The organism is Streptococcus infantis, assembly GCF_047460405.1.
GTDB lineage: Bacteria > Bacillota > Bacilli > Lactobacillales > Streptococcaceae > Streptococcus > Streptococcus infantis_Q.
The window spans coordinates 1-763 of record NZ_JASHGH010000050.1 but is presented as its reverse complement, the minus strand read 5'-3'; the positions used below and the strand labels follow the sequence as shown (position 1 = coordinate 763).

At 41.3% G+C, this 763-nt stretch carries 1 pseudogene; it reads left to right on the top strand.

Annotated features, from left to right (window positions below):
- Nucleotides 1–763: pseudogene (locus tag QM928_RS09935) on the top strand (hypothetical protein); the annotation flags it as partial.

The window sequence follows — 763 nt, the reverse complement described above, 5'->3', positions numbered from 1 at the left end:
TTAAAGATCCAGCTAACTTAACAGACGCAGAAAAAGCTAAAGTAGCAGACGAAGTTAAGAAAGCTAACCCAACAGCGAAAGATGTTGAAGTAGGTAAAGATGGAACAGCAACTGTAACCTTCCCAGATGGATCAACAACAACAGTAACACCAGATAAGACAGTTAAATCAGCTGACTCAAACGGTGCTAAAGACCCATCAGTAACACCAGTTAAAGATCCAGCTAACTTAACAGACGCAGAAAAAGCTAAAGTAGCAGACGAAGTTAAGAAATCTAACCCAACAGCGAAAGATGTTGAAGTAGGTAACGATGGAACAGCGACTGTAACCTTCCCAGATGGATCAACAACAACAGTAACACCAGATAAGACAGTTAAATCAGCTGACTCAAACGGTGCTAAAGACCCATCAGTAACACCAGTTAAAGATCCAGCTAACTTAACAGATGCAGAAAAAGCTAAAGTAGCAGACGAAGTTAAGAAAGCTAACCCAACAGCGAAAGATGTTGAAGTAGGTAAAGATGGAACAGCAACTGTAACCTTCCCAGACGGATCAACAGCAGAAATCCCAGCAGCTAAAGCAGTTGAGAAAGCTAAAGATGCAGAAGGCGTTAAAGATCCAGAAGCTAAGACACCAGTTAAAGATCCAGCTAACTTAACAGACGCAGAAAAAGCTAAAGTAGCAGACGAAGTTAAGAAAGCTAACCCAACAGCGAAAGATGTTGAAGTAGGTAAAGATGGAACAGCAACTGTAACCTTCCCAGA